Below are 26726 nucleotides of genomic sequence, written 5' to 3'. Positions count from 1 at the left end.
ATGCGTGACGGCGTGACCGATTTCGGAATAACCACCAGGCCGCTGTCGAGGTGCCAGCGAATCACGATTTGCGCGGGGGTCTTGCCATATTTATCCGCCAGAGTACGGATAACCTTCTGGTCAAACACCCCTTCACCGCCCTGTGCCAGCGGACTCCAGGACTCGGTCTGGATTTTGTGCGTGGCGTTCCAGGCATTCAGCTGACGCTGCTGCATCAGCGGATGCAGCTCAATCTGGTTGATAACCGGCGCAACGCCGGTTTCATCAATCAGCCGCTGCAGGTGAGGCACCTGGAAGTTACACACGCCGATGCTCTTAATCAGCCCCTGTTTTTGCAGTTCAATCAGGTTCTTCCACGCATCGATATAGTGGTCGGTTGCAGGAACCGGCCAGTGGATCAGGTACAGGTCGAGATAGTCCAACTGCAGGTGCTCCAGGCTCTCCTGCAGGGCATCCGCCGCGCGGAGATGGGAGTCATTCCACAGCTTGGTGGTGATGAACAGATCCTCACGAGCAACGCCCGCGCTCTTAATTGCTTTACCGACTCCCGACTCATTTTTGTAAGCGGCGGCGGTATCAATGGAACGGTAGCCCACCTCGAGCGCTTTATGGATCGCGGTGACGACTTCCTCATTCGTGGCCTGCCATACTCCGAGGCCGAGCTGCGGCATTACATTGCCATCGTGCAGTTTAATCACGGTTGGATGTGTCATGCATTTCTCCTTTTTACGAGCTTATCGGGGCAATGCCCCGATAAGGTTTGTAAGATTAAGTCTGGTCGAAATATGCAAAAACGAAAGGTAAAGCGAGAAGCTCTTAGCGTGCAGCTTCGTAAATACGGCGGCTCACGTCCAGGGTAATATCCTGATTTTCACCGAGTTTAGTCATGCCGTGCTCTTCGAGTTTTTTCAGCAGCGCAGGGATAGAGCTGCCGTCCAGACCGTAGTCGGACAGGCGAGTTGGCACGCCCATTTGTTCGAAGAAGCTGCGGGTCGCGGCGATAGCGGCGTCGATACGCGCATCGTCAGAACCTTCGGTGATGTTCCATACGCGCTCTGCGTACTGCAGCAGTTTGGCGCGTTTGGTATCGCGTTTTTCATTCCACAGGGCAGGCAGTACGATAGCCAGCGTCTGCGCGTGATCCAGACCGTGCATCGCGGTCAGTTCGTGACCCAGCATATGGGTTGCCCAGTCCTGCGGTACGCCAGCGCCAATCAGGCCGTTCAGTGCCTGAGTGGCTGCCCACATGATGTTGGCGCGTACGGCATAGTTTTCTGGTTCCCGCAGCGCTTTCGGGCCATCTTCAACCAGGGTCAGCAGAATGCCTTCCGCGAAACGATCCTGAATTTTGCCATCAACCGGGTAAGTTACGTACTGCTCTACGGTATGAACGAACGCATCTACTACGCCGTTAGCGACCTGACGTGGAGGCAGGGTGTAGGTGTAAACCGGGTCCAGAATCGCAAACAGCGGCTGCACGTGTGGAGACATAAAGGCGCGCTTGTCACCGGTCGTTTTACGGGAGATAACGGCACCTTTGTTGGACTCGGAACCGGTCGCTGGCAGCGTCAGTACGGAACCCATTGGGATCGCGCTGTTGACGTTGCTGCCGTAGGTTTCCAGAATTTCCCACGGGTCGATGTTGGCATCGTAATGCGCAGCAGCGGCGATAAACTTGGTGCCGTCCAGTACGGAACCGCCGCCAACGGCCAGCAGGAAGGTGACTTTCTCTTCGCGGGCAATTTTCACTGCGTTCATCAACGTCTCGTAAGATGGGTTTGGCTCAATCCCGCCGAACTCCAGCACGTCCAGACCTTGCAGTGCGCTCAGCACCTGGTCGAGCACGCCGGTTTTTTTCACGCTGCCGCCGCCGTAGGTAATCAGCACGCGAGCGTCAGCGGGGATCTGAGCGCGCAGGTTTTCGATAGCGCCTTTACCGAACAGAATGCGGGTCGGGGTATGAAGATCAAAATTAAACATTGCTCGTTCCCTATATGGTGGGTGGAAAAAGAGGGCGGTGAGGGGTCATCGCCGAATGACATCATTGTGGTCTTCGTTGTCGTACCTCTCAATGCACATTCCTGCGATTGTCTTGCCCATTTCTCCATAGCTCTGGAGAAATACGTTAAACAACGCCACAATGGCAGCGTCGGAAAAGGTATCAGGAGCCTCCGTTGATGAACCGTGAAGAGATCTGTTTGCTGCTGACAGATAAAATTAAGCAGCTGAAAAGTAACGAACAAAATCTGCGAGCCCTGCTGCCGGATATTCAGCTTATCTATGGCACTCAGCCAAGCGGGCGCACTCCGGTGATGTACCGACCGGGCATCGTGTTTCTCTTTTCCGGCTATAAGATTGGTTATATCAACGAGCGTACCTTCCGCTACGATGCCAACGAATATCTGCTGCTGACGGTACCTTTACCCTTCGAATGTGAAACTTTTGCGACTGAGGACGCGCCGCTGGCAGGATTACGGCTTGATGTCGATATTCTACAACTGCAAGAGCTGCTGATGGATATCGGTGAAGACCCGCTGTTTCATCCTTCATCGATGGCAGAAAGCGGCATCAACTCGGCGACGCTCTCAGAAGAGATTCTCTGTGCCTCCGAACGCCTGCTGGATGTGATGGAACGCCCGCTGGACGCTCGTATTCTGGGAAAACAGATTATTCGTGAAATGCTCTACCACGTGCTGACCGGACCACGCGGCGGCGCGCTGATGGCGCTGGTCAGCCGCCAGACCCATTTCAGCCAGATTAGCCGGGTGCTCAAACGCATTGAAAGCCAGTACACAGAAGCCTTAAGCGTGGACCAGCTCGCCGCCGAGGCCAATATGAGCCTGTCGGCGTTTCACCATAACTTTAAGTCGGTGACCAGCACGTCGCCGTTGCAGTACCTGAAGAGCTACCGTCTGCACAAAGCGCGGATGATGATGGTGCATGACGGGCTGAAGGCCAGCGCCGCGGCGATGCAGGTTGGATACGAAAGCGCTTCGCAGTTCAGCCGTGAGTTTAAGCGTTATTTCGGCATGACGCCGGGAGAGGATGCCGCGCGACTGCGGGGAATGTAATTCGTAGCCCGGCGTCGCTGCGCTTGGCTGGGCTACGAGATATTATGCGTCGCAATACTTCTTCTTAATCACCACAATCACCGTGCCCAGAAGCCCGGCGACCAGCAGGACAATCGGTAGAACCATCAGGAAGGTCATCACCTGATCTTCATGACGTTTCACAAACGGAATCATGCTGATGGCATAGCCTAAGCTCGTCACTACGCCCACCCACAGCAGTGCGCTCAGCCAGTTGAACACCTGGAAGCGGCGATTCGACAGGCCGGAGATACCCGCCATGGTTGGCAGCAGGGTACGCACAAACGCCAGGAAACGCCCCGCCAGCAGCGCCAGCAGACCGTGACGGTCAAACATGCAGGTAGCCCGCTGATGGTATTTATCCGGCAACTGCGCCAGCCAGCCTTTCACCACGCGGGTATTGCCCAACCAACGGCCCTGAACATAGCTCAACCAGCAGCCAAGGCTCGCCGCGGCAGTCAGAATAGCAATAGTGGGGACGTAGCCCATCACGCCCTTCGCAATGAGCGCGCCCGCCAATAGCAGGAGGCTATCGCCGGGTAAGAATGAAGCGGGAAGCAGGCCATTTTCCAGAAAAAGTGTGGCAAACATGACCAGATAAACGATCCCCACGACGTGCGGATTCGCCAGAGCAGCAAAATCGTGCTGCCAAAGCGCGGCGACAATATCTTGAATAACGACCATGAACATTCCTGTGGAACAGCGTTTTCGCTTATTGTACGCCCGAAAGATTAAGAACACCTTGATCGCGTGCGCAACTACTGAAGCCGCGCTGTCCTGATTTGCTGACAACAACGCGGAAACGGTTTACGCCGACGGTGATCTATCACTTCGGGGACCGACTGTTCTCAACATCGGTGACGCGTCTGACCGACGCATCAAAAACATTGCTAACCCGCCCGACAGCAGAAGATGCCGGGCATCAGGTATGTTACACGATGCGGGCAAATCCTGCCGCTAAATCCGCAATCAGATCGTCAACGTTTTCTAAACCGATATGGACGCGAACCAGCGTGCCGGTGAAATCGATTTTTCCTTCCGGGCGAATGCTGGCGAGTTCCGACGGTTGGTTAGCCAGAATTAACGACTCAAAACCGCCCCAGGAGTAGGCCATGCTGAACAGCGAGAAGTTATCCAGGTAGTTCGCGAGTTCTTCATCGTTCAGGCGCTTTTTGAGTACGAAGGAGAACAGACCGCTACTGCCGGTAAAATCACGCTTCCAGAATTCATGCCCTTTGCTGCCAGGCAGCGCAGGGTGATTCACGCGTTCAACCTGAGGCTGCTGAGCCAGCCATTCGGCCACTTTCAAGCTGCTTTCATGGTGCTGACGTAAACGCACGCCCAGCGTACGCAGGCCGCGACTGGTCATGTAAGCGGTATCCGCATCGAGCATCTGGCCCATCAGGTAGGCGTTTTCACGCAGCTGCGGCCAGCAGCGCTCGTTAGACACTGCCGTACCCACCATCGCATCCGAATGGCCAATCAGGTATTTGGTACCGGCTTGAATAGAGATATCGATACCGAAATCGAGCGCTTTAAATAGAATCCCCGCCGCCCAGGTATTGTCTATCATGATGATGGCTTCAGGCGAGACCCGGCGCACGGCGGCAACAATGGCCGGAATGTCGTGCACTTCCATGGTGATGGAGCCGGGGGATTCCAGGAATACGATTTTGGTATTGGGCTTAATCAGCGCGGCAATCCCTTCGCCGATCATTGGGTCAAACCAGCTGGTGGTCACGCCCAGCTTGCCGAGAATTTTGGTGCAGAAGTCCTGGCTTGGCTCATAGGCGGTGTTGGTCATCAACACGTTATCGCCCTGTTCAACAAACGCCAGAATCGTATTGGCTACCGCTGCCGCACCGCAGGGGAAGAGGGCGCAGCCAGCGCCACCTTCCAGCTCACACATCGCTTCCTGCAATGAGAAGTGGGTGAGGGTACCGCGACGGCCATAGAACAGTTCGCCGTTGGCGCGGTTATGGGTCGCATGTTTTTTGGCGGCGACCGTGTCGAACACCAGCGAAGAGGCGCGCTGAATGACGCTGTTCACCGATCCCTGGGTGTATTTTTTGCTGCGTCCGGCGTTAACCAGCGCGGTATCGAGGTGCTTGTCTGCCATTTTTGTCTGCCTATTTTTATACGTCTGGATGGCTAAATTAACACGATTGCACGCGGGATCTACCGTTTAGTGCGCGAACAGCAGAAAATTTTGCCAAAAAACGGGCGGAAAACTTTTTTACTGCGTAAGCGCAAGGAAAATAAGTGTGATTTGGGTCAATATGTAAATACTAATGAGAACTACTATCAATTCGACGATGTTTTGATATTATTGTTCCCAGAATTTGTGATTTACGTCCTGGAGATACACAGTGGGTAATAATTTGATGCAGGCGGATCTCTCCGTTTGGGGTATGTATCATCATGCCGACATCGTGGTTAAAGTGGTCATGATTGGCTTGATACTGGCATCCGTCGTCACCTGGGCTATTTTCTTCAGCAAAGGTGCAGAGCTAATCTCCCATAAGCGCCGCCTCAAGCGCGAACAAAAACTGTTAGGCGATGCACGTTCCCTGAATCAGGCGAATGAAATTGCTGCCGCTTTTGATGCCCGTAGCCTGAGCACTCAGTTAATCAACGAAGCGCAGAACGAACTGGAGCTCTCTGCGGGTTCGGAAGATAACGAAGGTATTAAAGAACGTACCGGCTTCCGTCTGGAGCGTCGTGTGGCGGCTGTGGGTCGTCATATGGGCCGTGGTAACGGCTTCCTGGCGACCATCGGTGCTATCTCCCCGTTCGTCGGCCTGTTTGGTACCGTATGGGGTATCATGAACAGCTTCATCGGTATCGCCCAGACCCAGACCACTAACCTGGCGGTCGTCGCTCCTGGTATCGCGGAAGCGCTGCTGGCAACGGCAATTGGCCTGTTCGCTGCGATTCCAGCGGTGGTTATCTATAACATCTTCGCGCGTCTGATTGGCGGCTTTAAAGCCAACCTGAGCGACGTTGCGGCGCAGGTTCTGCTGCTGCAAAGCCGTGACCTGGACCTCAGCGCCAGCGGCGTACACCCGGTGCGTACCGCCCAGAAATTACGAGTAGGTTAACGCCCCATGGCAATGCGTCTTAATGAAAATCTGGACGATAATGGCGAAATGCATGATATCAACGTGACGCCGTTTATCGATGTCATGTTGGTACTGCTGATTATCTTCATGGTTGCCGCTCCACTGGCCACCGTGGATGTCAAAGTGAATTTGCCAGCCTCGTCTAGCCAACCGCAGCCTCGCCCGGATAAACCGGTCTATCTGTCGGTGAAGGCGGACAAATCAATGTTCCTCGGTAACGATCCGATTACCGACGACAACATGGTGACGGCAATTGACGCGCTGACGGAAGGCAAAAAAGATACCACTATCTTCTTCCGTGCGGACAAAACCGTGGACTATGAGACGATGATGAAGGTCATGGATACTCTGCATCAGGCAGGCTATCTGAAAATTGGCCTGGTCGGTGAAGAGACCGTCGCGAAAAAATAAGTATCCCGGATGGCGCGTTCTGCGCCATCCGTTATTATTCCCTCAGTAATATAATATTTCCCTTAAGTCTTATATATTCCAACCCTCTGTTAAATGTTATTAAGCATAGCTTAATAGTAGCGATATATTTTTAACAACTTGCTGGCTAGCCATAAATAACCCCTCTACGCTTAATTCTGAACGCTAACAATAATATGACGTGAAATAACACCTGCGCAGGCGGAATATATCATGGCAATAATGACGTTATGGCAAGCCGATGGCGTGCCTCGGGATCTGTTCTCTTTATCCTCTATTCGCCGTAGAGCCGACCGGCTGCTGATGGCGCTCGCCTGGGTGATGTGGGGCGTATCGTTGGGCGTGGGAGCGATGAATGGCAACCTCAGTCTGGCGCTGCTGGTGGCCACATTGCTTGCGGTTCTCGGCACGTTCATGACGCTACTTTTTCCCGGCAAGCTCATTACGCGTCTGGTGTACGCGTTTATTATGATGGCCTATTCTGCGCTGCTTATTCAGCTTGGAAATGGCGAAACCGAATACCACTTCTCGGTATTTGTCCTACTGTCCGCATTGTTGGCGTGGCGAGACTGGCGGCCATTAATTATGGGGGCTGCCGTTATTGCCGTGCATCATCTGGTGTTTAACTATTTGCAAGAGTATGGCCTGTTTAATATTACTGTCTTTATGCATACCGGGTTGGAAATGGTGATAATGCATGGACTATACGTTGTTGCGCAGACGATATTCCTCGTGCTGCTGGCGGTGCGGATGGAGCAGGATGCCCGCTCGGCTAGCGAAGTGGCGAAGCTAGCCTCGGTTATCAACCGAGAGACGGGATATCTGACCCTTGAGCGCGACAGCAAAACCAGTAGCTCCCCGTTTGCCCGCACCTTTAGCCTGACGCTGGATGCGATGCGTAATACGCTTGAGCAAGTGAGCGGCAACGTTTCGCAGCTGATTGAAGCCTCGCAAACGCTCCTCCAGCGCAATACCGCACTTTCTGAACGCACAGATAACCAGGCGCGATCGTTAGCCGTCACCGCCAGCGCCATGGAACAGCTCGCCGGGGCGGCCTCGCTCACCAGCGAGAAGGCCAGCGAGGCGCGGACGCTGGCGGAACAGGCGAGCGTCGTGGCGCAGGAGGGCGGGGAAAATATTCGCTCGGCGATGGCCTCAATGGCACATATCCACGATGAGTCGCTGAAAATTAACGGTATTCTTGAGCTTATTGACGGCATTGCCTTCCAGACCAACATTCTGTCGCTGAACGCATCCGTTGAGGCCGCGCGGGCGGGTGCGCACGGCAAAGGTTTCGCGGTGGTGGCTGCCGAAGTACGTACGCTGGCGCTACGTTGTGAAGAAGCCGCGCGCGATATTCGCCAGATGATTGCCACCTCCGTCGAGCGCACCCATCAGGGTGCGGAGCAGGTTGAACGGGCGGGGAAAACGATGGAGTCGATTATCCACAATATCGACAGCCTGCAATCCTGCGTTGACGTGCTGTTCTCAATGAGCGACCAGCAGAAAACCAGCGTGCTGCAGATGAAAGGCAGCATTGCCACTATTGATGCCAGCGTGCAGGAGAACGTACAGCATGTGGCGCAGACGATTCAGGTGGCCCAGCAACAGCAGCACCATACCGGTGAACTGAAGTCGGCGATCTCTGTGTTCCGGCTGGTTTAAGGTCACAAAAATGAAAGCGGTATGACAAATCATCCAGTTGTGTGACAGCTTCTGCAGTTGCCAGAAAACGTAATACCAGTACGAAAAATGACAATAGGATTGTCTTAGGCATCCTCCTACATTGAAGCCTCTTCAATTCCGGAGGACATTCTCGTGGCAAATGACAACAAATTGTCTATCGCAGAAAAGCTGGGATATGGCATGGGCGATGCCGCTTGCGGTATCGTCTACTCTTCTGTAACGATGTTTTTAACCTGGTTTTATACAGATATTTATGGCCTCTCCGCGGCGGCGGTTGGGGTGATGTTTCTGGTGACTCGCGTTCTTGATGCTATCACCGACCCGCTGACCGGCATTGTCGCCGACCGGGTTAAAACCCGATGGGGCCACTTCCGCCCGTGGCTAATCTGGTTTGCTATTCCTTACGCCGTGTTGGCGGTGATGACCTTTACCACGCCGGCTTTCGGCGCATCAGGTAAACTGGTTTACGCCTACCTGACCTATACCCTGCTGATGCTGTGTTACACCTTTATCAACATTCCTTACTGCGCGCTGGGTGGGGTGATCACGCGCGATGAAAAAGATCGTCTGTCGGCACAGTCCTATCGCTTTACGATTTCCTCTATTGCCGGGCTGATGGTCTCCGTTGCGACGCTGTTCCTGGTCGATTATCTGGGCAAAGAGGATAAGCAGTTCGGCTTCCAGGCCACCATGGGCATCATGGGATTGATTGCTATTGTGATGCTCGCATTTTGCTTTTTCTCGACTAAAGAGCGCGTGGCGCCTGCGGTTGAGCAGCAGGGCAGTATTCGTGAAGATCTGCGTTCGCTGTTAGCAAACGATCAGTGGCGGATCGTGGCGATCATTACCTTCTTCTCCAGTATGGCGGGCGTGATGCGCAGTGCAGCCACGCTCTATTACGCCACCTATCTGATGATGGGGGGTGTGGAGTCGGCGGCGGGCACGGCGATGAAATCGGCCTTTGTCTCGACAAGCGTCGTCGGCACCATTATCGGCAGTATCGCCGCGGGATGGCTGGCGAAGCGTTATCGCGCAGTATCACTGTTTAAAAACATTAACCTGCTGCTGGTCGCAGTAGGCGTAGTGATGTTCTTCGTACCGCCGACCTGGCTGCCGGTCGTGTTCCCGCTCTATTTCCTCGTCGGCTTCTTCCACCAGATGTACCAACCTTTTAAGTGGAACATGATGGCCAACGCCGCCGACTACGGCGAGTGGAAGTTTGGTCGCCGTATTACCGGGCTCTCTTATTCTGGCAACCTGTTTGCGCTGAAAATGGGGATGGCGGTTGCGGGCGCGGTGGTAGGATTCTCGCTGGGGCTGTTTGGCTATCAGGCGGGCGTGAGTGAACAAACGCCGATGGCGACAATGGGCATCGTTGGGCTCCTGACCCTCGGGCCATCACTCTCTTACCTGGTGCTGTGGTGGTTGTCACGCTTCTATAAGCTCGACGACCAGAAAATGGCGGCAATTCAACGTGACCTCTCCGCTCGTCAACAGGCAGGGGTACCAGCGACAACCGCAGAGCCGCAAGCGGTTGACGGCGAATTGAGTAAAGCCTGAGGAGAGTGAGATGACGCAATCTGAGTATCAGAACCCGATTTTGTGCGCGGACTATTCCGACCCGGATATCGTCCGAGTTGGGGACGACTTTTTTATGGTCTCTTCCAGCTTTAACCATATGCCCGCGCTGCCGATTCTGCATTCAACGGACCTGATCAACTGGCAGATTATTAACCACGTCTTTGATGCGCTGCCGCTGCCCGGCTATGACGAATATCAGCCGGGAAAAGGTGTATGGGCCCCATCAATTCGCTGGCATGACAACAAGCTATGGGTGTTTTTCAGCACGCCGGATGAGGGAATCTTCATGTGTCAGACCGACGATCCCTGGGGAACATGGAGCGTACCGTACTGCGTGCAACCGGCGAAAGGCTGGATTGATCCTTGTCCATTCTGGGACGACAACGGTGACGCCTGGCTGGTGCATGCCTTTGCTCATAGCCGCAGCGGCATCAAGCACAAGCTTCAGTTGTTTGCCATGTCCCCGGATGGGACTTCCCTGCTTGGCGAAGGTCGTATCATTTATGACGGTAGCTGCGATCAGCCGACGCTGGAAGGGCCGAAGGTCTACAAGCGCGACGGGTGGTATTACATTTTCGCCCCGGCGGGCAGCGTGGAGACGGGCTGGGAAACTGTGCTGCGCGCCCGCAGTATGGCCGGCCCGTGGGAGGCCAGAAATGTGTTGTTCCAGGGCGATACACCGGTGAATGGCCCGCATCAGGGCGGTTGGGTGGAACTGGATGACGGCGAATGCTGGTTTGTGCATTTCCAGGATGCGCACCTCTACGGACGTATTGTCCACCTGCAGCCGATGCGCTGGGAACAGGACGGTTGGCCACGTATCGGTGAGCCGATGGGTGATGAAGGGGAAGGTCAGCCGGTGATGCGCTGGCCGCGCCCGGCAAGCCTGCCGCCATCGGCACGACGCTTGCCGCAAACCGATGACGATTTTGCGCGAGGCGTGCCTGGTTTACAGTGGCAGTGGCAGGCGAACCCTAATCCTGGTTGGCTGTTGCCGGGAAGTCATCAACTGAATTTACGCTGTTATCCGCTGGTGCAGACTGAGGGTAAAAGTAATCTTTACTGGCAACCGAATCTGCTTTTGCAAAAATTCCCGGCGTGGCAGTTTACTGCCCGAACGGCGTTGACGCTAAACGCAGCGGGAAATGGCGATAGCGGCGGCCTGATTATTTACGGTGAGCGCTACGCGGCGCTGCTGCTTGAAAAGCAGGGCGGATATCATCAGTTACTTTGGGTCACTGGCTGGATGAGCGATGCCGGCGTGGTGCGCGAAAGCCGTCGGGTCATTGCGCAGATAAATAGCGCATCGTGCGCGTTTAGTGTTAGCGTCACCCACGGAGGCATTTGCAGTTTCGCCTGGTGTGAACAAGGGGGAATCTGGCAGCCGGTGACGCCAGTCTTTGCGGCGGGAAAAGGTAAGTGGGTCGGCGCGAAAATCGGGCTAGTGGCGCTTGCGCTTGAGGCGGATTCACCGCAGGGGTCTTGTGCTTTTGACTATTTCGCGACGGATATCACCGGTTGAACGGGAGGTTTTTCGTCTTCTTTATCCAGTTTAAGGATGACGTTTGAGGTGCGGTAATCACCATCCGCGAGGCCGCGGCTGATTTCAAGCGTTGCGGTTTCGCGGCTCAGCACATGCTGATAGCAGGATTCGGTGTGGGCGAGAATTTTATCGCGCAGGTGCGGGTAACGTTCCATCACTTCGCAAAGGGCTGCGCCAAAGATCTCTTCTTTGACCTGATAGGCATAAATTTCGCGGCGGTTTTTCCACTTCATTTTGACCAGCGCGGCGGTGAGCGGGACGGAAGGGCTGGAGATACGCCGACCCTCAGCGCTTTTTTCGTCGCGCAGCGCCTGAAGGTTACGCTGAAGAAGCGTCTCATCGCTTATCTGTGGGCTTAACGATATATTAGCCTGATTAACATCGACAAGTTTCATACTTACTTATCCGTTAAATTATAAAACAGCGGTGTGACTTTTTCCTGCGTCATTAAATTAAGCCAAATTTCATTGCCATTATCATTTATCTCCTGGGTTTTTAACTCAATAATTTGACTTAACTCCAGTGAAGAGATCTCTCCCTGAACAACCAGGTTATTTAGCATAAGGGCAAAGGCTTCAATTTTCGCGACGCGATATAATCTATCCTTTATATGACGGTCACGCTCTTCCAGCAATGGGTTACGTGATTGGCCACCGCTTATCAATATCTCATCCTGCCAGTCTGCAAGGGTAGCCTTCTCCGGCTCTGCCTGCGTGCTGGCCTTCATATCCTGCGGCTCAGCCTCTATGGCTGGGATACAGAAACGGGCTGGGATAAGGGTTTCAGCAATCATATACCTGTCATCTTTCGAGGGGCTGGAAAGTGTTTTTTATTATAGTGAGGTTCGTTGACATTATCATGGCGCACTTTTAAAATCAAAAAAAGTGGAGAAAACCATGAGCGGTATTATTTATTTTGTGATGGTGTTACTGCTACTCACCGGTGTTATTTTAATTTTTCTGTATGGTCAAAATAACGAGTCATCCGATACCAATAATGAAACCGTTACCCCTTTGGCCCCTGCGCCGCTCAGCAAAGATGAAGGTGAAAACCATTTTGCCAGCTTGATGAGCAGCATCACTCCCGTGTGGTATTGGCGTATTAATCATGAGTATATCGACTTTCTGCAATCAACCATTAAGCGGATGTCGATAGACGAATTAAAAGAAACCCCAGGGCTGTTTGAAGCGCAGGATCGCTGCCGTAATCTGAACGGGGCGGTTTATGAATATTATGATGAAATCAAACGCCGCTGCCTGAAAGGTGAGCGCGTTGCGCCGGTTGATCCGGTGGTACAGAGTTTAAAACAGTGCTATCAGGAGTTCGCCAACGAAGCCTATCCGGAGCTGGTGGGATTGGTGTGGCCAGACTATCAGCGACCGTTTATTCGTCCTCATGATGTGTGAATACATCTGTTGTTATGATGTTGCATAGTTGCGATATACTAGGTCGAATTTGACTGACGAACAGGACGCTATGGAACGTTTTCTGGAAAATGCGATGTATGCATCGCGATGGATTCTGGCCCCGGTATACTTTGGCCTTTCGCTGGCGCTGCTGGCATTATCTCTGAAGTTTTTTCAGGAGATTTTTCACGTATTGCCGAACATTTTCAGCATGGCAGAAGCTGACCTTATTCTGATGCTGCTGTCGTTGGTGGATATGACGCTGGTGGGTGGCCTGCTGGTAATGGTGATGTTTTCGGGCTATGAAAACTTTGTGTCGCAGCTGGATATCAGCGAGCACAAAGAGAAGCTTAACTGGCTGGGCAAAATGGATGCCACCTCGTTGAAAAACAAGGTCGCAGCATCGATTGTCGCCATTTCCTCTATTCACCTGCTGCGCGTGTTTATGGACGCCAAAAACGTGCCGGACAACAAGCTGATGTGGTATGTCATTATCCACCTGACGTTTGTGCTGTCGGCGTTTGTGATGGGTTATCTCGATAGCCTGACCCGCGGGAAAAAATAACGATATAAATACCTTATCCGGTACGTTTGTAGGCCGGATAAGGCATCGCCGCCATCCGGCAATGTGCGCCGGGCTGCCTGATGGCGCTACGCTTATCAGGCCTACATGTTCATACTTTTACTTATCTGACGACGCCTGCCACAGATTCAACTGCCCATCTGCCACATGCTTATCAATCTGCGTCAGCTCTTCTGCCGAGAAGCTCAAGTTTTCCAGCGCCTTCACGTTCTCTTCAATTTGCTCCGGGCGACTCGCGCCAATCAGCACGGACGTTACGCGACGGTCTTTCAGCAGCCAGCTTAGCGCCATCTGCGCCATCGACTGACCGCGCTGCTGCGCCATGTCGTTCAGCAAACGCAGGCTGTTGAGATTGCTCTCGCTCAGCATCTTCTCCGTCAGACCGCGCGCTTTTTTGCCTTCCGTCTGCATGCGAGAACCTTCCGGAATACCGTTCAGGTATTTGCCGGTCAGCAGCCCCTGCGCGAGCGGAGTAAAGGCAATACAGCCCACGCCGTTTTGCTCAAGCGTATCCAGCAGGCCGCTCTTATCCACCCAGCGGTTCAGCAGGTTGTAAGATGGCTGATGAATTAACAGCGGAATTTTCCACTCACGCAGCAGTTCAACCATCGCCTGAGTACGTTCGGAAGAATAAGAAGAGATTCCGACGTAAAGCGCTTTACCGCTCTGCACCGCCTGCGCTAATGCCGCCGCGGTCTCTTCCATCGGTGTTTTCTCATCAACGCGGTGGGAATAGAAGATATCAACGTACTCTAGCCCCATACGCTGCAGGCTTTGATCGAGGCTCGCCAGCAGATATTTACGTGAACCGCCGGAGCCGTATGGCCCAGGCCACATATCGTAACCGGCCTTGGTGGAGATAATCAGTTCGTCACGATAGCCTGCAAAATCCTCTCGTAGCAGGCGGCCAAAGTTTTCCTCTGCGCTGCCCGGCGGCGGCCCATAGTTATTCGCAAGGTCGAAATGGGTTATACCGCAGTCGAAGGCTTTGCGCAGCAGGGCGCGCTGGCCGTCGAGGGCGCTGATATGGCCGAAACTGTGCCATAGGCCGAGGGACAGTGCAGGAAGCTGCAACCCGCTGCGGCCGCAGTAGCGATACTGCATCTGTTCGTAACGGGCTGGGTTTGCTTGCCAGGCCATAAGGTCTCCTTCTCTTTTTATTTTGAAACACTGTTCCTAGCGTACTTATTTTTGTGATTAATGCCCGTTGTGTCGATCACACTGTCGGGGTTGGGGATGAAAAAGACGCGCTTTATTCCTCTTAGGGGGTAGCCCTTAAATAGCGCTACCATCGCTCAAAAAATCGCTATATAATTTTATATATAACGATTGAGGGCGTAGAGATGGATAACCATTTTGGCAAAGGGTTAATTGCGGGACTGAAGGCACCTTATGCCGACAGCGCGCAGAAGGTCATCGGTTTTTGCACCGACTATAAGCGTGGCTTTGTGCTGGGTTTTTCGCACCGTATGTTTGAGAAAACCGGCGATCGCCAACTGAGTGCCTGGGAGGCGGGCGTGTTGACGCGCCGCTACGGGCTGGATAAAGAGATGGTGATGGATTTCTTTAAAGAGCACGATTCCAGCACCACCGTTCGCTACTTTATGGCGGGCTACCGGCTGGAAGGTCAATAAAACCGGGTGCCTGGCACCCGGTTTCTCATCATGATTGCTGATGCTTGTCTTCGGTATTGGTATCGAAGTCACTGGCGTCATGACGCTCGTGCAGCTGTTCGTTCAGCGGGCCGTTGGTGCGGTTAACAATACGACCGCGCTTCACTCCCGGACGGCTGGCGATGTCCTGCGCCCAACGTATGACGTTCTTGTAGCTCTGTGCATCCAGGAACTCGTCCGCCCCATACACGTTGCCCAACACCACGTTGCCGTACCATGGCCAGATGGCGATGTCGGCGATAGTGTACTCTTCGCCCGCCACATAGCGCCCACGAGCCAACTGTTTATCCAGGACGTCTAACTGACGCTTCGCTTCCATGGTGAAGCGGTCAATCGCGTACTCAATCTTCACCGGCGCATAGTTATAAAAGTGACCAAAACCGCCGCCGAGGAACGGGGCTGAGCCCTGTAGCCAGAATAGCCAGTTCAGCGTTTCGGTGCGCCCTGCCGGATCTTTTGGCAGGAAGTGACCGAATTTCTCCGCCAGATAGAGCAGAATATTGCCGGACTCAAACACGCGAGTCGGCGGCGTGGTGGAATGGTCGCTAAGGGCGGGAATTTTCGAGTTTGGGTTTACTTCGACAAAGCCGCTGGAGAACTGATCGCCCTCGCCAATGCGAATCAGCCATGCATCGTATTCTGCCTGCGTAACGCCTGCCGCCAGCAGCTCTTCCAGCATAATCGTGACTTTCTGGCCGTTGGGCGTGCCCAGAGAGTAAAGCTGGAGCGGGTGATGGCCCACCGGCAGCGCTTGTTCATGAGTGGCACCGGAAATCGGGCGGTTAATATTGGCAAATGCGCCGCCGTTGTTTTGCTTCCATTCCCACACTTTGGGTGGCTGATAGGTGTTCTCTGACATAATCGCTCGCCTTATTTTGATGATGTGTTGAGGTAGTGAAGTTTAGCAGCTTCAGGCAAAAATCCGTGCCGCCCAGACGCTGACGTCGTCACCGCTGCCCAGATCCGGCTGTACCAGGCCGTTGACCATAAAGGTGGGGGAGACGTGAATGCCGTTCTGGCGCGCGTATCGAGCATGCCATTTAATTTCTTTTTGCAGCTCAGGTTTGGCGAACGCCGCGGCTAACGGTACGCCGCTGTAGCGCTCAATCCTCGCGATAATCTCCTGCGGCGTGGCGTCCATATTCGGGCCGCTGCAGTGGTCGGTAAACTCAAACTCTTCGCGATGATCGGCAACCGCTTTCATCACCTTATGCGCCGCCGCTTTACCGTCGGATAGCGTAGAGGCGGCAAGAATACAGCGCACAATCACGCCGGAAAACAGATGCCACGGCTGCGACTGCAAACGAATTTTGACGCTGACATTCTCTTCACCGACGAGGTCGAGCAGCGCGTCCAGCTTGTTGAAAGTCTTAACGGAAAATGGGCAGGTGGGTTCCAGAAACACTTCGAAGGTACGTGTTCCATGGCCCCAGACTAGCGGCTGTGCCTGTAAACTCATGTGGACTCCTGATGTTTTTAAAGTGCATTTTGGGGATGAAAATTTTTGCCTCTGATGGGTCATCCTCGCATACACGGGTGTATGATTAATCCACTTTTGTTGGATTAATTTCAACGTGCGGGCGAGAAAATCGCACGGTATGTTTGAGGAAGGTTCATGAGCAAGGGAAGTACCAATAGTGACGCCCCATTTGGCACGTTGTTGGGGTATGCGCCGGGTGGCGTAGCGATTTACTCTTCAAATTACAGCAGCTTAAAACCGGGCGACATGCCTGATGACGCATCGTTTCGTAGCTATATCGACAACGAATACATGGGCCACAAGTGGCAGTGCGTCGAGTTTGCCCGCCGTTTCCTGTTTATCAACTACGGATTTGTCTTCACCGACGTTGGCATGGCCTACGAGATTTTCTCGCTGCGCTATCTGCGTCAGGTGGTGAACGACGCCATTCTCCCGCTCCAGGCCTTCGCTAACGGCTCTCGCCGCGCGCCGCTCGTCGGCTCTTTGCTTATCTGGCAAAAGGGCGGTGAGTTTAATGAAACCGGCCACGTGGCGGTGGTGACCCAACTGCTGGGCAATAAGGTGCGTATTGCGGAACAGAATGTGCTGCACTCGCCGCTGCCCGCAGGCCAACAGTGGACCCGCGAACTGACGCTCGAAGTCAAAGACGGTCACTACACGCTGCAGGACACCTTTGACGACACCACCATTCTGGGTTGGATGATTCAGACCGATGATGCGCGCTACGGCCTGCCGCAGCCGGCGATTGCCGGTGAAGCGCTGAAGCTTGGCGGGGCGCGCCTTGAGAACAACGGTCAGTTCGACGGCAAATGGCTGGACGAAAAAGACTCGCTCCAGCAGGCGTATATTGCCGCCAACGGTCATGTGATCAACGCCGATCCGTACCAGTACTTCACCATGACGGAAAGCGCCGAGCAGGAGCTGATTAAAGCGACCAACGAGATGCACCTGATGTATCTCCACGCCACCGACAAAGTGATGCGTGATGACAACCTGCTGGCGCTGTTCGACATCCCGAAAATCCTCTGGCCGCGTCTGCGCCTCTCCTGGCAGCGTCGTCGCCACGACATGATCACTGGGCGCATGGACTTCTGCATGGACGAACGTGGGCTGAAGGTTTACGAATACAACGCCGACTCCGCCTCCTGCCACACCGAAGGTGGCCTGATCCTCGAACAATGGCTGAAAACGGGATATCGCGGTAACGGTCACAACCCGGCTGAAGACCTGCTGGGCGAGCTGGTGGGCGCGTGGAAGCACAGCCAGGCCAGACCGTTTGTGCACATCATGCAGGACAACGATCTGGAAGAGAATTACCACGCCCAGTTTATGCAGCGTGCCCTTGAGCAGGCGGGCTTTGAGAGCAAAATTCTCTATGGCCTCGACGAACTGCGCTGGGATGCCGCCGGTCAACTGATTGACGGTGATGGTCGTCTGGTGAACTGCGTATGGAAAACCTGGGCGTGGGAAACCGCCATCGAACAGGTGCGCGAAGTCGACGAAGATGAATATGCTGCCGTGCCGATTCGTACCGGTAACCCGGATAACGAAGTGCGCCTGATTGACGTGCTGCTGCGCCCGGAAGTGATGGTTTTTGAACCGCTGTGGACGGTTATTCCTGGCAACAAAGCCATTCTGCCGGTGCTGTGGTCACTGTTTCCTAACCATCCGTATCTGCTGGATACGGATTTCGAAGTTAGTGAACATCTGGCAAAAACGGGTTATGCGATTAAGCCTATTTCCGGCCGCTGCGGCAGTAATATCGACCTGGTCAGCGGGAACGATCGGCTGCTGGACCAAACCAGCGGTAAATTTGTTGATAGAAAAAATATTTACCAGCAACTTTGGTGCTTGCCAAACGTCGCAGGAAAATATATTCAAGTATGTACCTTTACCGTCGGCGGTAATTATGGCGGCACCTGTTTACGCGGTGACGAATCTCTGGTGATTAAGAAAGAGAGCGATATTGAGCCGCTGGTGGTAATAAAAGATAACGAATAAAGGTGAGTAGCCCGGACGAGGCGTTAAAAACGCCGACTCCGGGGATGTTCCCGGCGTCGCGAAGCTCTGCCGGGCTACGGTAAAAGAAAGCCTGCAATAAACACAACAACAAGACAGAAAAGGAAATGAATATGCACGATCGGCGACTCGCCGTGCGCGCGGGTGAACTCAAACCCTCCGCCGTCCGCGAACTCTTAAAACACAGTAAACTGCCCGGCGTGATTTCTCTTGGTGGCGGCATTCCTGCCCCGGAGCTTTTTGATACCGAAGGGCTGGAGCTGGCGGTGCAGAAGGTGATGAGCGAACGCTTTAACGACGCGTTCCAGTACGGTTTGACCGAAGGCTACCCGCCGCTGCGTCAGGCCGTCAGCGAACTGTGTCAGGCGCGCGGTGTAGCATGTCAGGCAAGTCACGTGTATATCACTTCGGGCTCGCAGCAGTCGCTGGATATCGTGGCCCGCACGCTGCTCGATCCGGGCGATGCGATTGTCGTTGAACGTCCAACCTATCTGGCGGCGCTGCAGGTCTTCCAACTGGCGCAGGCCAACATTCTGAGCGTTGATACCGACGATAACGGCATGCTGGTAGAACAGCTTGCTGAGCTGCTTTCCACCACTCGTGTGAAAGCCGTTTACCTGGTGCCTACCTTTGGCAACCCAGGCGGTAAAACCCTGAGCGATGACCGTCGTCGTCGCCTGGTAGAACTGGCGAAGCAGCATGATTTCGTCATTATTGAAGACGACCCGTACGGTGAAATCAGCTTTACCGATGAAGTACAGCGCCCGCTGTACCAGCACGCGGTTGAATTGGGTTGTGAAGATCAGGTGGTCTACACCTCTACCTTCTCCAAAATTCTGGCGCCGGGTATGCGTATTGGCTGGATTGTGATGCCGGACTGGCTGGCGCAGCAGACGGTTATCGTTAAGCAAGCCGCTGATTTGCACACCAATATGCTGTCGCAGGTGATCACCGCCGAGTACCTGAGCCTGGGCCGTCTGGAAAACCAGATTGCGCTCATTCGCGAAGACTACCGTAAGAAGTGTGATGCGCTGGCCGACGCGCTGGAAAGCCGTCTGGGCGAGCATCTGGAGTTCAGCCGCCCTAAGGGAGGGATGTTCCTGTGGGCGCGCTTCCGCTATCCGTTCGATACCATGAAATGGCTGGAAAAAACGTTGGAAAACGGCGTGGTATATGTGCCGGGGGAAGCGTTCTATAACGATAATCCAGACACCCGTACTCTGCGCCTGTCGTACTCGACGGTCTCGCAGGAAGGGCTGATGACTGCCGTGGAACGCCTGGCGAAGTCACTGTAATTCTGTTTTGCTCCGCGCTGCTGTTCAGCGCGGAGTCTCTTCTCTTATTCCTGGTCGGCAATCCGGTCATCAAGCCAGATAAGCATCAGCGACGCCAGAAAGGCGGCGGCCCCAGTACCAATAAATAACAACATAAAAATATCCCGATTTATTCTTCTTATTATTCTGCTGTTTCCGCAGCGTGATTATTTCTATCCGTGAGGGTTATTTTAATATCATGTGGGGCGGTGGCGAGGGTAAAGAAACTATCGGCATCAATATCGAAATCAAGAATAATTTCCTTATATTTCCCGCTGGAAATTAATTCGTTCGCTTCACTAATACTGTTGGCTGTAATGGTAGACATCGTAGGACCCTATTAGAAAACTCTCAAGAAAATAAGAGCTAGCGCTTATCAGATCAACTACTTTTTCCTGGAGTGTTTATCAGATGAAATCCTGATGATGTTAACGGGCAAAACATAATGTCTGATTTAACTTAAGCGGCAGATTATCGTTTCACTATTGCGTTTTTATCCGATGAAATCTGGCCAGAAAAGAGCGCTATCTGCTACCTGAAGGGAACCGTCATCTAACCCGTTCATTGTAGAGTCTGCGTACCTCGTGAAGAGGAAATCTTTACGCCGATGAACTTGCTACCGTATTCCCCATTGAAATTGGGTGCAAAAAAAGCGGTAAAAATGAGCAATGTCGTTCCAGGTGTAAGCGGCTATCAAGGGCCAGCGGGTGGATGGGGTGCCGTCAAAGCGGTGGCTGCCTCGGTGTTTTCACAAAAAGCCGTCGCGCGTGACATCATCGCGATGTTCCGCATGAATCAGGTCAAAGGATTTGATTGCCCGGGCTGCGCCTGGCCTGACCCTGGACACCGTTCACCCATGGAGCTTTGTGAAAACGGTGTGAAGGCCGTTTCCTGGGAAACCACCAGTAAGAAAGCTTCGCCGGAGTTTTTCCGCCAGCATACGGTTGCTGAGCTGTGGCACTACAGCGACTATGAGCTGGAAAATATTGGCCGTTTGACGTACCCGATGAAGTACGACGCCGCGACTGACACCTGGCAGGCCGTTGAGTGGCAGGTTGCTTTTGCCGACATCGGCGAGCAGCTGCGCAATATGGCTTCTCCGGAACAGGTAGAGTTTTATACCTCCGGGCGTACCTCTAACGAAGCGGCATTCCTGTATCAGCTTTTTGCCCGCGAATATGGCAGCAGCAATTTCCCGGACTGTTCCAATATGTGCCATGGGCCGACCAGCGCGGGCCTCACGCCCTCTATTGGTCTGGGGAAAGGCACCGTCGAACTGGACGACTTTGAATACTGCGACCTGGTGATTTGCATCGGGCACAATCCTGGCACCAACCATCCGCGTATGCTGACCACGCTTCGCGAAGTGGCGCAGCGTGGTGCCCGCATTATCTCCATCAACCCATTGGCGGAAAGGGGGCTTGAGCGCTTTAGCTTCCCACAAAGCCCGACGGATATGCTCCAGGGGCACGCGACGACGCTGAGCAACGAGTACTACCAGGTGAAAATGGGCGGCGATGCCTCGCTGCTCAAAGGCGTCATGAAAGCGCTGATTGAGATGGATGAAGCCCGTATTTTGCTTGGCCAGGAACCGTGCCTCGACCGCGCGTTTTTGGCTGAGCATACCCACGGCTATCAGGAACTGTATGACGATTTGCACCGCTGTAGCTGGGCGGAACTGGAACTCGACTCAGGGCTAAGCCGTAACCAGATGGAAGATCTCGCGGATCGTTACGATAAATCCAACGCCACCATTATTTGCTATGGGTTAGGTATCACCCAGCACAAGAACGGCACCGAGAACGTTCAGCAGCTGGTGAACCTGCTGTTGCTGAAGGGCAATATGGGTAAGAAAGGGGCGGGGATCTGCCCGCTGCGTGGTCATTCCAACGTGCAAGGTGACCGATCGGTAGGCATTAACGAAGCGGCATCAGAAGAATTTCTGGTACGACTGGAAGGACGCTTTAACATCAGCGTTTCTCGCAAACACGGTCGCTCCAGCGTAGAGAGCATTCGCGCCATCGAACGTGGTGATGCTAAAGCGCTGATCTGCATGGGCGGTAATCTGGCGGTGGCGATGCCGAATCCTCAGCGAACCTTCGAGGCGATGAAAAAGCTCGAACTGCAGGTACACGTCGCCACGAAACTTAACCGCTCGCATCTGCTGATTGCGAAGCACAACTATCTGCTACCGGCGCTGGGGCGTACGGAACGTGACATGCAGGCCAGCGGGATTCAGTCGGTTACCGTCGAAGATTCCATGTCGATGGTGCACGCTTCCTGCGGGGCGCTGAAACCAGCCTCGCGCTGGCTGAAATCAGAACCGGCGATTGTAGCGGAAATGGCGCGTGCCACGTTGCCAAACTCTCCGGTGAACTGGGAAGCGATGACGGGCGACTATGCGCTGATTCGCGATGCCATTGCCGATGTTATCCCCGCATTTTCCGGCTATAACGCCCGTATTGCTGAGCCGGGCGGTTTTCGCATGGATACGCCGGCCTCGCGCCGTGAGTGGAAAACGGCAACAGGTAAGGCCAACTTTGTGGTAAGCCGCGAGCGTGCCGTCGAACGTCAGAATCAACCCGAGGATTCGCTGGTGCTGGCAACATTGCGTAGCCACGATCAGTACAACACCACCATTTACGGTATGAATGACCGCTACCGTGGGATCACGGGCCGCCGCGATGTGGCGTTCCTGAGCCAGGCAGAAGCGGATGCTCGTGGGCTGGTGGAAGGTGATGTCATTAATATTCAGGCGTTGGACGATAGCGGTACACCGAGTGCCGATCGGGTGATGTATGGGTTAACGGTGGTTATCTACAGCATGGCAGCAGGTTCCATTGGCGCTTATTTACCGGAGGCCAACGTATTGCTGTCGCTCGATGCCGTCGATACGCAGAGTCTGACGCCTGCCTACAAGAGCGTGCCGGTGCTTATCCGTAAAGCATAAGCCTCGTCTTCACCGCCAAAAACCAGCCTTCCGGCTGGTTTTGTTGTTTCTGGACATCGTGCTTTCGGTAATGAGATTAATTCTCAAATAACGCTTTACAGTCAAATTTTAAAGATGTATTTTAAATGCATCTTATGAAGCGGAGGTCATTATGAGCCATCTCAGAATTCCAAAAAACTGGACCATCAAGCGTTCCACCCCGTTCTTTACTAAAGACAACGTGCCTGCCGCACTGCTCAGCCACCACAACACCGCTGCCGGTATTTTTGGCCAGCTCTGCGTCATGGAAGGGACGGTAACCTACTACGGTTTCGCCAACGGCGAGGCCACCGAGCCAGAGGTTAAAGTGGTGATTAATGCCGGTAGCTTTGCAACCAGCCCGCCGCAGTACTGGCACCGTATCGAGATGACCGATGATGCGCAGTTCAACATCAACTTCTGGGCCGAACCTGAATTCTCCGGCGACGAAGTCTACAGCGCGAAAAAATCCTAACTCTGCGGCTTCCCCATCATTGTTGATGGGGAAGCTCTACCAATAGTGTAAAACGCCATGATGACATTCTTCACAAACCCATCGACGCGAGTCGATTACGGCGAGCAAGAGTGCTGCCGCGACCAACCTTTACTCCACGCTGCCGAATATCAGGAATATCTATACTGTGAGGGGCCAGCCTGCCCCGCCAGCCACACGGAGCGTCCTGCTGACGCCGCGCCAATTCGTTAATTCATCAGGGTGTCTAAATGAAGATTGTTGCTATTGAGGCAAATATTGCCGCAGGTAAAACCACGCTGCTTGATCCTCTGGCTCAGGCGCTATCCGAGAAAACGGGCGCCAGTTGGAAAGTTATTCGAGAGCCGGTGGATGAAGACCCGGTGTTTCTCGAACTGCTGCAGGTCTTCGTCGAAAATCCCCGCGATGCGGATGCGAGGGTGGCATTCCAGCTTTATATTACCCGCAGTCGACAGGCGCTTTTACAGGATATTCCTGACGGTAACTATGTGATTGAGCGTTCGCTGTTTAGCGATATTGTGTTCTGCCACGTTAACTTCCTGATGACCGAACAGCCTTCGGCTCGCTATATGTCCTATTTCTATCAAATTAAGCATTACCTGAAGCGCTACCCGCAGATTGACCTGGTGGTGTATGTCGACCGGGACGTGGAGTCATGCTTTAACGCCTGTATGGCGCGGGGGCGGGCGGGGGAGAGCGAATATACGCTGGACTATTTTGCCGACCTTAAAGCCTTCCACGATGCCTGCCTGCCGCAGATAACCCGCCAGTACGGATCTAAATTGCTGACGCATCGCGTAGAGTCAGGGTTTGCCTGCCCGGAAACGCTGGCAGATGCCGTCATTGAAAGCCTGAAAAAGTAACGATAAATCTATTCCACGGCGCAGCGCCTATAGGGAGGCTGCGCCTGAGGTCCTCAATCATTTCCCGCCGTTCTCTATTCCTCCTTGCTGCAAAGCAGCGTCTATACTCCCATTGAGGGGGGGTATTACGACAATAACTACCCTTAATAGGCTAAATTTATTGGCTTAATTTGGCGTGGGTCAATAAATGTATTTTTGTTCCATCTTCGTTAATTGATTTAGATCAATTTATATGAATGTGAAAAATAAGTTAAATTATGAATCTGAACACGCTCTTTACATAAAATTACAAATCTGATGGCGGGCGTACCGGTAAGCGTAAGATCTTATTAATAGAAAAATCCTAAAATTTGATTATCTATTTCATTGATCTTCTTGTTTTTATTAAATAATTGATCGATTAAGACGATCTATATTCATTAAATCAATTGATTATAACTATCAATAATAATTAATTGATCGTTTTTGGCGATATATATTCACTGTGTATATAATTAAACCGAAATTTAGCTAACGGATTTATAGAATCAGGAACAACAAATATTAGATAAAAACTCAGAACAGGACGTTGGGGTAATATATGAGACAATGTATTATCTCGGATAACAGTTTTTTTCTTTTGGCATTACAGGATGATGATGTTATCCAGGATGGCAACGTTTCAACGATCCACTCTCGGCAATTGCGGTCGAAGTGCTACTTACGCGCATCGGTTCGAGATATCTTCGTTGTTTATATTTCAGATGTTGTAGAGCGACATCGGATACTTAGTTTATTGGCTTCACCGACTTCTCGTTGTCGAATTGTACTGCTATACAAGATGGAAGCTTCTTCCGGGTACGATTTTCAGGGACCTTTCCCTTGGTTAGTCTCTGAAAAAATAGGGTTTTCAGATCTTTATACATGCCTGTATAAAGCGAGTAAATCTATTTATGACCAGAGGGATTTCTCTGAGAAAGAGCTGATTGTTTTTCGCTACCTATGCGAAGGGTATTCAGTATCCCAAATAAATAAGTTAGAAGGATTCAGTGAAAAACATATTTATTATTTGAGACAGAAAACAAAAAGGATGTTTGGCTTACGCGGAAATAATGCTGCGGCTCTCTCTTTTTATCTCGATATTTCTAAGCTCAATCGACGGTGGTAGTGCCATTGCTGGTGGTCAGCAATGGCACTATTACTGTGAGAAAAGAAATTTCGCTTAAGTAATGAAAAAGTATCTGGTGATATTTTTGCTATCACCAACCACCGCTGTTTTTAACAAAATGAGAATAAGATTCTCTATTAATAAGGAGTAGGTTTTATGGGCATTAATAAGGTTGCGCTGGTCATTATCTCTGCACTGTCTATGGCTTCAACGGCTGCATTAGCAGCGGATACCACGACCGTAAATGGCGGTACCGTTCATTTCAAAGGTGAAGTGGTTAACGCGGCCTGTGCCGTTGATGCCGGTTCTATCGACCAGACGGTACAGATGGGTCAGGTACGCTCCGCAAAACTGGCGACCGCTGGCAGCACCAGCTCTGCTGTGGGCTTTAACATCCAGTTGAACGACTGCGATACCAGCGTTTCGACGAAAGCCTCCGTGGCTTTCTCCGGTGCCGCGATTGATACCACCAACACCACCGTTCTGGCGCTGCAGGGTTCAGCTTCCGGCGGCGCGACTAACGTCGGGATTCAGATCCTCGACAACAAAGGCAAACCGCTGGCATTGGATGGCGCAACCTTCAGCAGCGCGACCACGCTGAACGATGGCACCAACGTCATTCCATTCCAGGCTCGTTACTACGCTACTGGCGCGGCAACGGCGGGTGCGGCGAACGCCGACGCGACCTTCAAAGTACAGTACGAGTAATTCGTCCGGCAAGGATGCCACCAGGGCCAGGAAGGCCCGGTTATTCGCGAAGGGGTGGAGGGAATAAGTATGCAATGGATGAAATGGGGGCTGTTGGTTTCTTTGCTGCCGACCGTTGCTCAGGCTGGGAATCACTGGAACGTCACGGTGCCCGGCGGAAGTATGCGCTTTCAGGGCGTCATTATTGCCGAGGCCTGTAGCGTTGCCGCGAGCGACCGATTGATGACGGTAAAGATGGGGCAGGTTAGCAGCCATCGTTTTCATGCGGCAGGCGAAGAGTCTAATCCGATCGCTTTTGATATCCATCTTGAAGATTGCAGTACCGAGGTCAGCCAGCGCGTTGGCGTGTCATTTCAGGGCGTCGCGAGTGGTAAAGACCCCGATGTGCTCTCCGTGGGTGAGGGCGCGGGAATCGCGACCGGTATTGGCATTGCGCTGTTTGATGCTCAAGGCGAGCTCATTCCTCTTAATCAGGAACCCCGTCGTTGGGTACGGCTTAACGATGGAGCGAACACGCTGCATTTTGTAGCGAAGTACCGCTCAACGGACCGTCAGGTCGTCGGCGGCACGGCTAATGCGCAAGCCTGGTTTGCTTTGACTTATCAGTAATTAACCGGACACAG

At 53.1% G+C, this 26726-nt stretch carries 26 protein-coding genes; 16 read left to right on the top strand and 10 right to left on the bottom strand.

The genetic code is table 11. The annotated features are described in order from the left end of the window. Together dkgA and yqhD are read right to left on the bottom strand one after the other, a co-directional pair. Positions 1-713 (bottom strand): 2,5-didehydrogluconate reductase DkgA (dkgA, locus tag GKAS_RS03810; protein ID WP_035892089.1); only part of this gene is annotated, 713 nt, incomplete at its 3' end. Positions 714-816: 103 nt separating this feature from the next. Next, a complete protein-coding gene (gene yqhD, locus GKAS_RS03805) occupies positions 817-1980 on the bottom strand; it encodes an alcohol dehydrogenase (RefSeq protein ID WP_035892088.1) in 1164 nt (387 codons plus the stop codon). A 197-nt stretch (positions 1981-2177) separates the two neighbouring features. Here yqhD and GKAS_RS03800 point away from each other — a divergent pair, with 197 nt between their 5' ends. Continuing rightward, positions 2178-3071, top strand: a complete 894-nt coding sequence (locus GKAS_RS03800; RefSeq protein WP_035892087.1) for an AraC family transcriptional regulator — start codon at positions 2178-2180, stop codon at positions 3069-3071. A gap of 42 nt (positions 3072-3113) precedes the next feature. Here GKAS_RS03800 and yghB read toward each other — a convergent pair whose 3' ends face one another. Together yghB and metC are read right to left on the bottom strand one after the other, a co-directional pair. Next, positions 3114-3773: a DedA family general envelope maintenance protein YghB gene (gene yghB / locus GKAS_RS03795; RefSeq protein ID WP_035892085.1), complete on the bottom strand. Its 660-nt coding sequence runs from the start codon at positions 3771-3773 to the stop codon at positions 3114-3116. Positions 3774-4020: 247 nt separating this feature from the next. Then, entirely contained in the window at positions 4021-5208 is a 1188-nt protein-coding gene (gene metC / locus GKAS_RS03790) for a cystathionine beta-lyase (protein WP_035892084.1), read from the bottom strand. 250 nt (positions 5209-5458) lie between these two features. Here metC and exbB point away from each other — a divergent pair, with 250 nt between their 5' ends. From exbB to GKAS_RS03760, 5 genes are all read left to right on the top strand, one after another. After that, a complete protein-coding gene (gene exbB, locus GKAS_RS03780; RefSeq protein ID WP_035892083.1) occupies positions 5459-6190 on the top strand; it encodes a tol-pal system-associated acyl-CoA thioesterase in 732 nt (243 codons plus the stop codon). Positions 6191-6196: 6 nt separating this feature from the next. Continuing rightward, positions 6197-6622 carry a TonB system transport protein ExbD gene (exbD, locus tag GKAS_RS03775; protein ID WP_035892082.1) on the top strand — a complete coding sequence of 142 codons (426 nt, stop codon included), beginning with the start codon at positions 6197-6199 and terminating at the stop codon, positions 6620-6622. Between the two features lie 231 nt (positions 6623-6853). Then, entirely contained in the window at positions 6854-8305 is a 1452-nt protein-coding gene (locus tag GKAS_RS03770) for a methyl-accepting chemotaxis protein (protein ID WP_035892081.1), read from the top strand. A gap of 201 nt (positions 8306-8506) precedes the next feature. Next, on the top strand, positions 8507-9886 hold the full coding sequence (locus tag GKAS_RS03765) for a glycoside-pentoside-hexuronide (GPH):cation symporter (RefSeq protein ID WP_373995155.1): 1380 nt from the start codon (positions 8507-8509) through the stop codon (positions 9884-9886). 10 nt (positions 9887-9896) lie between these two features. Beyond that, positions 9897-11429 carry a glycoside hydrolase family 43 protein gene (locus GKAS_RS03760; protein WP_035892079.1) on the top strand — a complete coding sequence of 511 codons (1533 nt, stop codon included), beginning with the start codon at positions 9897-9899 and terminating at the stop codon, positions 11427-11429. Here the strand turns inward: GKAS_RS03760 and GKAS_RS03755 are convergent. Together GKAS_RS03755 and GKAS_RS03750 are read right to left on the bottom strand one after the other, a co-directional pair. Further along, positions 11402-11845 (bottom strand): hypothetical protein, encoded by a 444-nt coding sequence (locus tag GKAS_RS03755; RefSeq protein WP_051910718.1) that lies wholly within the window; start codon positions 11843-11845, stop codon positions 11402-11404. The genes GKAS_RS03760 and GKAS_RS03755 overlap by 28 nt on opposite strands. A gap of 2 nt (positions 11846-11847) precedes the next feature. Further along, positions 11848-12243, bottom strand: a complete 396-nt coding sequence (locus GKAS_RS03750; protein ID WP_035892078.1) for a hypothetical protein — start codon at positions 12241-12243, stop codon at positions 11848-11850. Positions 12244-12334: 91 nt separating this feature from the next. Here GKAS_RS03750 and GKAS_RS03745 point away from each other — a divergent pair, with 91 nt between their 5' ends. Together GKAS_RS03745 and GKAS_RS03740 are read left to right on the top strand one after the other, a co-directional pair. Next, a complete protein-coding gene (locus GKAS_RS03745; RefSeq protein WP_411815141.1) occupies positions 12335-12856 on the top strand; it encodes an ESA_00282 family adhesion-associated protein in 522 nt (173 codons plus the stop codon). A gap of 70 nt (positions 12857-12926) precedes the next feature. Further along, complete coding sequence (locus GKAS_RS03740) at positions 12927-13421, top strand: TIGR00645 family protein (protein ID WP_035892075.1); 495 nt, start codon at positions 12927-12929, stop codon at positions 13419-13421. 117 nt (positions 13422-13538) lie between these two features. Here GKAS_RS03740 and GKAS_RS03735 read toward each other — a convergent pair whose 3' ends face one another. After that, a complete protein-coding gene (locus GKAS_RS03735; protein ID WP_035892074.1) occupies positions 13539-14579 on the bottom strand; it encodes an aldo/keto reductase in 1041 nt (346 codons plus the stop codon). Between the two features lie 203 nt (positions 14580-14782). On the opposite strand from GKAS_RS03735, the gene GKAS_RS03730 reads away from it, so the two are divergent. Continuing rightward, entirely contained in the window at positions 14783-15073 is a 291-nt protein-coding gene (locus GKAS_RS03730) for a DUF2623 family protein (protein WP_035892073.1), read from the top strand. Positions 15074-15101: 28 nt separating this feature from the next. Here the strand turns inward: GKAS_RS03730 and yghU are convergent, their stop codons facing one another. Next, positions 15102-15971 (bottom strand): glutathione-dependent disulfide-bond oxidoreductase, encoded by an 870-nt coding sequence (gene yghU / locus GKAS_RS03725; protein WP_035892071.1) that lies wholly within the window; start codon positions 15969-15971, stop codon positions 15102-15104. Between the two features lie 51 nt (positions 15972-16022). Further along, entirely contained in the window at positions 16023-16571 is a 549-nt protein-coding gene (locus GKAS_RS03720) for a DsbA family protein (RefSeq protein ID WP_035892070.1), read from the bottom strand. Between the two features lie 156 nt (positions 16572-16727). On the opposite strand from GKAS_RS03720, the gene gss reads away from it, so the two are divergent. Together gss and GKAS_RS03710 are read left to right on the top strand one after the other, a co-directional pair. After that, positions 16728-18593 (top strand): bifunctional glutathionylspermidine amidase/synthase, encoded by a 1866-nt coding sequence (gene gss, locus GKAS_RS03715; RefSeq protein WP_035892068.1) that lies wholly within the window; start codon positions 16728-16730, stop codon positions 18591-18593. A 131-nt stretch (positions 18594-18724) separates the two neighbouring features. Further along, entirely contained in the window at positions 18725-19906 is a 1182-nt protein-coding gene (locus GKAS_RS03710; protein ID WP_035892067.1) for an aminotransferase-like domain-containing protein, read from the top strand. Between the two features lie 160 nt (positions 19907-20066). Here GKAS_RS03710 and GKAS_RS03705 read toward each other — a convergent pair whose 3' ends face one another. Further along, positions 20067-20252: a P-loop NTPase family protein gene (locus tag GKAS_RS03705; protein ID WP_035892066.1), complete on the bottom strand. Its 186-nt coding sequence runs from the start codon at positions 20250-20252 to the stop codon at positions 20067-20069. Between the two features lie 333 nt (positions 20253-20585). On the opposite strand from GKAS_RS03705, the gene GKAS_RS03700 reads away from it, so the two are divergent. The 5 genes from GKAS_RS03700 (at position 20586) to fimI (ending at position 26712) form a co-directional block, all read left to right on the top strand. Then, on the top strand, positions 20586-22874 hold the full coding sequence (locus tag GKAS_RS03700) for an FdhF/YdeP family oxidoreductase (RefSeq protein ID WP_035892090.1): 2289 nt from the start codon (positions 20586-20588) through the stop codon (positions 22872-22874). 151 nt (positions 22875-23025) lie between these two features. After that, on the top strand, positions 23026-23367 hold the full coding sequence (locus GKAS_RS03695) for a TehB family protein (RefSeq protein WP_035892065.1): 342 nt from the start codon (positions 23026-23028) through the stop codon (positions 23365-23367). Positions 23368-23615: 248 nt separating this feature from the next. Continuing rightward, on the top strand, positions 23616-24248 hold the full coding sequence (locus GKAS_RS03690) for a deoxynucleoside kinase (RefSeq protein ID WP_035892064.1): 633 nt from the start codon (positions 23616-23618) through the stop codon (positions 24246-24248). Between the two features lie 1303 nt (positions 24249-25551). Continuing rightward, positions 25552-26103: a type 1 fimbrial major subunit FimA gene (fimA, locus tag GKAS_RS03685; RefSeq protein ID WP_035892063.1), complete on the top strand. Its 552-nt coding sequence runs from the start codon at positions 25552-25554 to the stop codon at positions 26101-26103. Between the two features lie 69 nt (positions 26104-26172). Beyond that, a complete protein-coding gene (gene fimI / locus GKAS_RS03680) occupies positions 26173-26712 on the top strand; it encodes a type 1 fimbrial minor subunit FimI (RefSeq protein ID WP_035892062.1) in 540 nt (179 codons plus the stop codon). Positions 26713-26726: the final 14 nt, after the last annotated feature.

The sequence above is a fragment of the Kluyvera ascorbata ATCC 33433 genome (assembly GCF_000735365.1).
In the GTDB taxonomy this organism is placed as follows: domain Bacteria; phylum Pseudomonadota; class Gammaproteobacteria; order Enterobacterales; family Enterobacteriaceae; genus Kluyvera; species Kluyvera ascorbata.
The sequence above is the reverse complement of the archived record's forward strand: the minus strand, read 5'-3'. Positions and strand labels throughout refer to the sequence as shown.